We start from the raw sequence: 8,197 nt of genomic DNA on the forward strand, positions 1-8,197 counted from the left end.
GCTGGAATAGCGATTAGTCGCCTTCCAGTTCGATGTTGATACCCAGCGAGCGGATTTCTTTCAACAGTACGTTGAAGGACTCCGGCATGCCTGGTTCCATACGGTGATCGCCATCCACGATGTTTTTGTACATCTTGGTACGGCCGTTGACGTCATCCGACTTAACGGTAAGCATTTCCTGCAAGGTGTAAGCTGCGCCGTATGCTTCCAGCGCCCACACTTCCATCTCACCGAAGCGCTGACCACCGAATTGCGCCTTACCACCCAGCGGCTGCTGAGTCACCAAGCTGTAAGAACCGGTAGAACGCGCGTGCATCTTATCGTCAACCAAGTGGTTCAGTTTCAGCATGTACATATAGCCGACAGTTACCTGGCGCTCGAACTGCTCGCCGGTACGGCCATCAAACAGCGTAATCTGACCTGAAGTCGGGATACCGCCCATTTCCAGCAGTTGCTTGATTTCTGACTCTTTCGCACCATCGAAGACTGGGGTTGCGATCGGCATACCTTTTTTCAGGTTCTCTGCCAGACGCAAGACTTCGTCGTCGGTGAAGGTGTTCAGGTCAACTTTCTGGCAAACGCCGTCACCCAGATCGTAAGCCTTCTGGATGAATTCACGCAGCTTGGCCACTTCCTGGTGCTGCTTGAGCATTTGGTTGATCTTCTCACCAATGCCTTTCGCCGCCATACCCAGGTGAGTTTCCAGGATCTGACCGATGTTCATACGCGATGGAACGCCCAACGGGTTCAGAACGATGTCAACCGGCGTACCGTTTTCATCGTAAGGCATATCTTCGATCGGGTTGATCTTGGAGATAACACCCTTGTTACCGTGGCGGCCTGCCATCTTGTCACCCGGTTGGATCTGACGCTTAACGGCCAGATACACCTTGACGATTTTCAGCACGCCGGGTGCCAGATCGTCGCCTTGGGTGATCTTACGACGCTTGGCATCCAGCTTCTTCTCGAAGTCGGATTTCAGTTCGTCGTACTGCTCTGCCAGCTGTTCCAGCTGGTTTTGCTTGTCTTCGTCGGTCAGGCCCAGTTCCAACCAGCGATCGCGTGGCAGTTTGCTCAGCTTCTCGGCTTCGATACCACCAGAAACCAGTACCGCGTGGATACGAGCGAACAGGCCAGCTTCCAGGATCTGCAGTTCTTCAGTCAGGTCTTTCTTCGCCTGCTTCAGCTGCATCTCTTCGATTTCCAACGCACGCTTGTCTTTGTCCACTCCATCGCGGGTAAAGACCTGCACGTCGATAACCGTACCGGAAACGCCGTTTGGTACACGCAGAGAAGAGTCTTTAACGTCAGACGCTTTCTCACCGAAGATCGCACGCAGCAGCTTCTCTTCTGGCGTCAGCTGGGTTTCACCTTTCGGCGTTACCTTACCAACCAGAATGTCGCCACCGGTCACTTCTGCACCGATATACACGATACCGGATTCATCCAGTTTGGAGAGCGCTGCTTCACCCACGTTAGGGATGTCGGCGGTGATCTCTTCCGGCCCCAGTTTGGTGTCGCGAGACACGCAAGCCAGTTCCTGAATATGGATGGTGGTGAAGCGATCTTCCTGTACTACACGCTCGGAGACCAAGATGGAGTCTTCGAAGTTGTAGCCGTTCCAAGGCATGAACGCGACGCGCATGTTCTGACCCAATGCCAGTTCACCCAGGTCTGTAGACGGGCCATCTGCCAGCACGTCGCCGCGCTCGATTGGCTCACCCAGATTCACACAAGGCATCTGGTTGATACAGGTGTTCTGGTTAGAACGGGTGTACTTGGTCAGGTTATAAATATCGATACCAGCTTCGCCTGGGTACATCTCGTCTTCGTTAACTTTGATAACGATACGGGAAGCATCCACGTACTGGATCACACCACCACGTTTGGCTACGGCAGTAACACCGGAGTCAACCGCTACGGCACGTTCCATACCGGTACCTACCAGCGGCTTGTCAGCACGCAGGGTTGGCACCGCTTGACGTTGCATGTTCGCACCCATCAATGCACGGTTGGCGTCATCGTGTTCCAGGAATGGGATCAGTGAAGCACCAACAGAAACAACCTGCTGGGTTGATACGTCCATATAGTCAACCTGGTCGCGGCTAAACAGGCTTGATTCGCCTTTGCTACGACAGGTAACCAGGTCTTCTTCGAAGCGGCCTTCTTCGTCCAGGTTGGAGTTCGCCTGAGCGATAACGAAGTTGCCTTCTTCAATAGCAGACAGATAGTTGATTTCATCGGTCACCACGCCGTCACGCACGCGGCGGTACGGGGTTTCCAGGAAGCCATACTCGTTGGTCTGTGCGTACACGGACAAGGAGTTGATCAGACCGATGTTTGGACCTTCCGGCGTTTCGATTGGGCACACGCGACCGTAGTGAGTCGGGTGTACGTCTCGAACTTCAAAGCCGGCACGTTCACGGGTCAGACCGCCTGGGCCCAATGCAGAGATACGACGTTTGTGCGTGATCTCGGACAACGGGTTGTTCTGGTCCATAAACTGGGACAGCTGGCTTGAACCGAAGAACTCTTTCACCGCCGCCGAAATTGGCTTGGCGTTGATCATGTCCTGAGGCATCAGGGTATCCAGATCGCCCAGGGACAGACGTTCTTTCACCGCACGCTCAACACGCACCAGACCGACACGGAACTGGTTCTCGGCCATTTCGCCAACGGAACGGATACGACGGTTGCCCAAGTGGTCGATATCGTCCACTTCGCCTTTACCGTTACGGATATCGATGAGCTTCTTCATCACTTCGATGATGTCGTCTTTGCTCAGGATGCCCGAACCTTCGATCTCGTCACGCAGCAGAGAACGGTTGAACTTCATCCGGCCAACCGCAGACAGATCGTAGCGGTCTTCAGAGAAGAACAGGTTCTCGAACAGGCTTTCCGCCGCTTCACGCGTTGGTGGCTCACCAGGGCGCATCATGCGGTAGATTTCTACCAGAGCGCTCAGACGATCGCTGGTTGGGTCGACACGTACGGTTTCAGAAATGTACGCACCGTGGTCCAGATCGTTGGTGAACAGCGTTTCGATACGCTTGTGGCCTGACTGGCTCAGCTTGGCCAACAGATCCAGTGACAGCTCCATGTTGGCTGCACAGATCAGCTCGCCGGTATTGGTATCGATATAGTCCTTCGCGACCACTTTGCCCGCGATGTACTCAACCGGTACTTCAATACTGCGAATTTCGTCTTTTTCGAGCTGACGGATATGACGAGCGGTGATACGGCGTGCTTTCTCAACGTAGATCTTACCGTTGGCTTCGATATCGAAGGACGCAGTTTCACCACGCAGACGCTCTGGAACCAGCTCCATCTGCAGCTTGTTATCACGGATCTCGAAAACAATTTTCTCAAAGAACAGGTCAAGGATCTGCTCAGTGGTGTAGCTCAGCGCGCGCAGAATAATGGTCGCAGGCAGTTTGCGGCGACGGTCGATACGCACGAACAGGTTGTCTTTCGGGTCAAACTCGAAATCCAGCCATGAGCCACGGTAAGGGATGATACGTGCGTTATACAGCACTTTGCCCGAGGAGTGGGTTTTGCCCTTATCGCTGTCGAAGAACACACCAGGACTACGATGCAGCTGGGATACGATAACCCTCTCGGTACCGTTAATTACAAAGGTACCGTTTTCGGTCATGAGCGGAATTTCGCCCATATAGACTTCTTGTTCCTTGATGTCTTTGACCGTACCTTCTGGTGCTTCACGTTCGTAGATGACCAGGCGCAGTTTTACGCGCAGCGGTGCAGAGTACGTCACACCACGGATCTGGCACTCTTTAACGTCAAACACCGGCTCACCAAGACGGTAGCTAACGTATTGCAGCTCCGAATTGCCACTGTAGCTCTGGATCGGGAAAACAGAACGGAATGCGGCTTCTAAGCCGTATTGCCCTTCTGGATCTTGCTCGATAAATTTCTGGAACGAGTCAAGCTGGATAGAAAGGAGATAAGGTATGTCCAAAACTTGCGGACGCTTACCAAAATCCTTACGAATACGTTTCTTCTCGGTATAGGAGTAAACCATAGGGTTCCTCAGCTCGCTGGAAAGTCGAACCTATTTGTCCGTCCGGATAGGGGACGGTTCATGCAACACCGTTTTGTTGACCGGAAAGCGAGAACACTTTCCGCAATACTCGTTTCTATCACGCTTAAATCATTTCATTGCCGTGGCGGCAGATTCGGCTGCGGCGCAGAGGGCAGTATATTAAGTCGTCGATAGAAAGAAATATTGGGGTTAGCCAGTAGTCAAACAGTGTGAAACTCTACTGACGCCCTACAGCGCAAAAAGGCTGGTGACCAAAAAGTCACCAGCCATCAGTCTGTTAGTTAAAACAGACTGCACTCCAAAAGCAGTGGCTTATTTAACTTCAACTTCAGCGCCAGCTTCTTCCAGAGCTTTTTTCAGTGCTTCAGCGTCGTCTTTGCTGATGCCTTCTTTCAGTGCTGCTGGTGCAGACTCAACCAGGTCTTTAGCTTCTTTCAGACCCAGGCCAGTTGCGCCACGTACTGCTTTGATTACTGCAACTTTGTTCGCGCCGATACCTTTCAGTACAACGTCGAATTCAGTTTTTTCTTCAGCAGCTTCAACAGCAGCAGCAGGGCCTGCAGCTACAGCAGCAGCAGAAACACCGAACTTCTCTTCCATAGCGGCGATCAGTTCAACGATTTCCATTACAGACAGGGCTGCAACGCCTTCGATAATTTGGTCTTTAGTGATAGACATAACAAAAGTTCCTAAAATTCAGAAATAGTTTAAATACGTAAGCAAAGGCTAAGAAAGAGAGAGGCTTATGCCGCTTCTTTCTGATCGCGTACTGCAGCCAGAGTGCGAACCAATTTGCCGGCAGCGGCTTCTTTCATGGTTGCCATCAGGCGTGCGATTGCTTCATCGTAAGTAGGCAGCGTTGCCAAGCGGTCGATTTGTGCCGCAGGGATCAGCTCACCTTCAAAGGCCGCAGCTTTAACCTCAAATTTTGCATTCGCTTTCGCGAACTCTTTGAACAGACGAGCAGCAGCGCCCGGGTGTTCAGTAGAGAATGCAATCAAGGTAGGACCGACAAACGTGTCTTTCAGGCATTCGAACGGAGTGCCTTCAACTACGCGACGCATCAAGGTGTTACGAACAACACGCATGTAAACGCCAGCTTCACGACCTGCTTTACGCAGTTCAGTCATTTTATCAACGGTAACGCCACGAGAATCCGCAACTACCGCAGACAGCGCGCCTTTGGCTACTTCGTTGACTTCAGCAACAATCGCTTGTTTGTCTTGAAGATTTAATGCCATTAGCTTTTTGCTCCTGGATTTAGCCGGGGAAAATCCCCGGAACTCACTTCACTCAACAGCGTGTGCGAACACGCGCCGTTGAGCGGCTTAACACGGTGAGCAGAATCCAGCAAAGACCATTCTTTTTAAAAAAGAAAAAATTTCTTTAGGCTCTGTCACCGTCTACGCAGGAAGGATTAAGTGCCTTGCGGCACACCTGCGGTCTTGGACGGAGGCCTGGATAGGCCAGGCTCCAACCGAAAAATCTGTTGTTCCACCTATAGCGGAACCTTGGGGGATAAGATTCTAGATGAATCCCACCCCCAAGTCAAAGCGATAATCGCAGTGCGATTAGTTCGCTACAGCAGTCAAGCCGCTTTGATCGATAGCAACGCCAGCACCCATGGTGGTGGAGAGGCTAACTTTCTTGATGTACACGCCTTTTGCCTGAGATGGTTTGGCTTTTTTCAGCGCAACCAGCAGAGACTCCAGGTTTTCCTTCAGCTTGTCTGTGTCGAAATCAACCTTACCGATAGTGGTATGGATGATACCGTTTTTGTCGTTACGATAACGAACCTGACCTGCTTTAGCGTTCTTAACAGCTTCAGCAACGTTAGGAGTAACGGTACCCACTTTCGGGTTAGGCATCAGACCACGTGGACCCAGAACCTGGCCCAGTTGACCTACAACGCGCATTGCATCCGGGGAAGCAATAACCACGTCGAAGTTCATCTCGCCTTTCTTGATCAGGTCAGCCAGATCTTCCATACCTACCAGCTCTGCGCCTGCAGCTTTAGCAGCTTCAGCGTTAGGGCCCTGGGCAAATACGGCAACGCGAACGCTGCGACCGGTGCCGTGTGGCAGAACGGTAGCACCACGAACGTTTTGGTCTGATTTACGAGCGTCGATGCCGAGGTTAACGGCAACGTCAACGCTTTCTACGAATTTAGCGGTGGCCAGCTCTTTCAGCAGAGCAACAGCTTCGAGGATGTCATACTGTTTAGTAGCATCAACTTTGTCACGGATCACGCGCATGCGCTTGGTCAGCTTAGCCATTTCTTAATCCTCCACTACCAGGCCCATGGAACGAGCAGTACCTTCGATGGAGCGAATCATCGCTTCAACGTCAGAACCAGTCATGTCCGCAGCTTTGGTTTCTGCGATTTCACGAACCTGTGCACTAGTCACTTTGCCAACTTTATCTTTGTTTGGCTTGCCGGAACCAGATTTAACACCAGCCGCTTTCTTCAGCAGAACTGCTGCCGGCGGGGTCTTGGTTACGAAAGTGAAGGAGCGATCAGAATAAACTGTAATAACAACCGGGATCGGCAGGCCTTTCTCAACGCTGTCAGTCTTAGCGTTAAATGCCTTACAGAATTCCATGATGTTAACACCTTGCTGACCCAGAGCTGGACCAACTGGTGGACTTGGGTTAGCCATACCGGCTGCAACTTGCAGCTTAACGTAGGCTTGTACTTTCTTGGCCATTGAAATTTCCTCGTTTGGGTAATATCGCCTCCTGAGAGGCTCCCCGTGTTTCGTCTCGCTGCAAGAGCAAGACATCTAAAAACAAAAGGCGCGAAATTATAGTTCAATTTCGCGCCTCTGACAAGCCACAAATCCGCTCATCCTGCTGATTATTCGATCAGCCTTTTTCTACCTGGCTAAAGTCCAGTTCCACCGGCGTTGCACGGCCAAAGATGGAGACAGACACTTTCAGGCGGCTCTTCTCGTAGTCCACTTCTTCAACGACACCGTTAAAGTCAGCAAATGGACCATCGTTGACGCGCACCAGTTCACCCGGTTCGAACATCGTTTTCGGACGTGGCTTATCACCAGCCTGCTGCAGGCGGTTCATAATAGCGTCCACTTCTTTATCGCTGATCGGTGCTGGACGATCGGAAGTTCCACCGATGAAGCCCATAACACGAGGGACACTGCGCACCAGGTGCCAGCTGGCGTCATTCATCACCATCTGAACCAGTACATAGCCAGGGAAGAATTTACGCTCACTCTTACGACGTAGACCACCACGGATCTCCACCACTTCTTCGGTGGGAACCATGACTTCGCCGAACAGTTCTTCCATATCGTGCAGTTTGATATGTTCACGCAGCGATTGTGCTACGCGACCTTCAAAACCGGAAAACGCCTGAACGACGTACCAGCGTTTTTTTGGGGCTTCAGACATTTTAGAACCTCAGGCCAGTAATAAACGATACCAGACGGACCAATATACCATCCAGGCCCCACAGAATCAGTGACATCACGGCGGTTACCGCGGCAACGATCAACGTGGTGTGTAACGTTTCCTGACGAGTTGGCCAGATCACTTTACGTACTTCAGTACGCGCTTCGCGCGCAAACGCAACGGTGGCTTTGCCTTTAGTGGTCATCAATGCCACTGCACCTGCAACGGCAATAACCACGACAACGGCCAACGCACGCAGCGGCAGGCTGAAATCACGGTAGTAATAGTTACCGACGATAGCCACAACCAACAGAACGGCGACGATTGACCACTTGGCCGCTTCAAGGCCGCGCCCGCTCCCTTGAGCCTCGGTATTCGCACTCATAAACCAACCTGTCACTAATGATTCGAACAAACAACTTTGCCTCGCAATGCGAGGCAAACCAAACCGAACAGATGCCGCTTGGCAGCATCTCGGTGTTTTACGCCATGACGTATTTCAGTCAATACCGTTTAAGAGCCCATCTCACCAATGATTATGACTGCAAAATCGCTGATGAGATAGGTTCTAGTTCACAGCGTAGAAAAAGGGCATCAAATGATGCCCTTTTATCGCATGTCGCGTCAAATATTATCCGCGATTAAGCGATAACTTTGGCAACAACACCAGCGCCAACGGTACGGCCGCCTTCACGGATTGCGAAACGCAAGCCTTGGTCCATC

The 8,197-nt window shown here is 51.7% G+C and carries 7 protein-coding genes and 1 pseudogene; all 8 read right to left on the minus strand.

The window, feature by feature from the left end:
• Positions 1-13: 13 nt before the first annotated feature.
• Positions 14-4,042 (minus strand): DNA-directed RNA polymerase subunit beta, encoded by a 4,029-nt coding sequence (gene rpoB, locus ACKWMY_RS26320; protein WP_021182159.1) that lies wholly within the window; start codon positions 4,040-4,042, stop codon positions 14-16.
• A 333-nt stretch (positions 4,043-4,375) separates the two neighbouring features.
• On the minus strand, positions 4,376-4,741 hold the full coding sequence (gene rplL, locus ACKWMY_RS26325) for a 50S ribosomal protein L7/L12 (protein WP_021182158.1): 366 nt from the start codon (positions 4,739-4,741) through the stop codon (positions 4,376-4,378).
• 65 nt (positions 4,742-4,806) lie between these two features.
• Positions 4,807-5,304, minus strand: a complete 498-nt coding sequence (gene rplJ, locus ACKWMY_RS26330; protein ID WP_024485329.1) for a 50S ribosomal protein L10 — start codon at positions 5,302-5,304, stop codon at positions 4,807-4,809.
• A 330-nt stretch (positions 5,305-5,634) separates the two neighbouring features.
• Positions 5,635-6,339 carry a 50S ribosomal protein L1 gene (gene rplA, locus ACKWMY_RS26335; protein WP_024531018.1) on the minus strand — a complete coding sequence of 235 codons (705 nt, stop codon included), beginning with the start codon at positions 6,337-6,339 and terminating at the stop codon, positions 5,635-5,637.
• Between the two features lie 3 nt (positions 6,340-6,342).
• The gene (gene rplK / locus ACKWMY_RS26340; RefSeq protein WP_024531017.1) at positions 6,343-6,771 is read right to left on the minus strand and encodes a 50S ribosomal protein L11; all 429 of its coding nucleotides are present in this window, start codon (positions 6,769-6,771) and stop codon (positions 6,343-6,345) included.
• 157 nt (positions 6,772-6,928) lie between these two features.
• The gene (gene nusG, locus ACKWMY_RS26345; RefSeq protein WP_021182154.1) at positions 6,929-7,474 is read right to left on the minus strand and encodes a transcription termination/antitermination protein NusG; all 546 of its coding nucleotides are present in this window, start codon (positions 7,472-7,474) and stop codon (positions 6,929-6,931) included.
• 1 nt (position 7,475) lies between these two features.
• A complete protein-coding gene (gene secE, locus ACKWMY_RS26350) occupies positions 7,476-7,859 on the minus strand; it encodes a preprotein translocase subunit SecE (protein WP_021182153.1) in 384 nt (127 codons plus the stop codon).
• Positions 7,860-8,115: 256 nt separating this feature from the next.
• A pseudogene (locus tag ACKWMY_RS26355) lies at positions 8,116-8,197 on the minus strand (elongation factor Tu); the annotation flags it as partial.

The sequence above is a fragment of the Serratia sp. J2 genome, from assembly GCF_046269175.1.
GTDB classification, from domain to species: domain Bacteria; phylum Pseudomonadota; class Gammaproteobacteria; order Enterobacterales; family Enterobacteriaceae; genus Chania; species Chania fonticola_C.

Coding starts and splice junctions, on each gene's coding strand:
- rplA (WP_024531018.1), bottom strand. CDS start 6,339: ATGGCTAAGCTGACCAAGCGCATGCGCGTGATCCGTGACAAAGTTGAT.
- rpoB (WP_021182159.1), bottom strand. CDS start 4,042: ATGGTTTACTCCTATACCGAGAAGAAACGTATTCGTAAGGATTTTGGT.
- secE (WP_021182153.1), bottom strand. CDS start 7,859: ATGAGTGCGAATACCGAGGCTCAAGGGAGCGGGCGCGGCCTTGAAGCG.
- rplL (WP_021182158.1), bottom strand. CDS start 4,741: ATGTCTATCACTAAAGACCAAATTATCGAAGGCGTTGCAGCCCTGTCT.
- rplK (WP_024531017.1), bottom strand. CDS start 6,771: ATGGCCAAGAAAGTACAAGCCTACGTTAAGCTGCAAGTTGCAGCCGGT.
- nusG (WP_021182154.1), bottom strand. CDS start 7,474: ATGTCTGAAGCCCCAAAAAAACGCTGGTACGTCGTTCAGGCGTTTTCC.
- rplJ (WP_024485329.1), bottom strand. CDS start 5,304: ATGGCATTAAATCTTCAAGACAAACAAGCGATTGTTGCTGAAGTCAAC.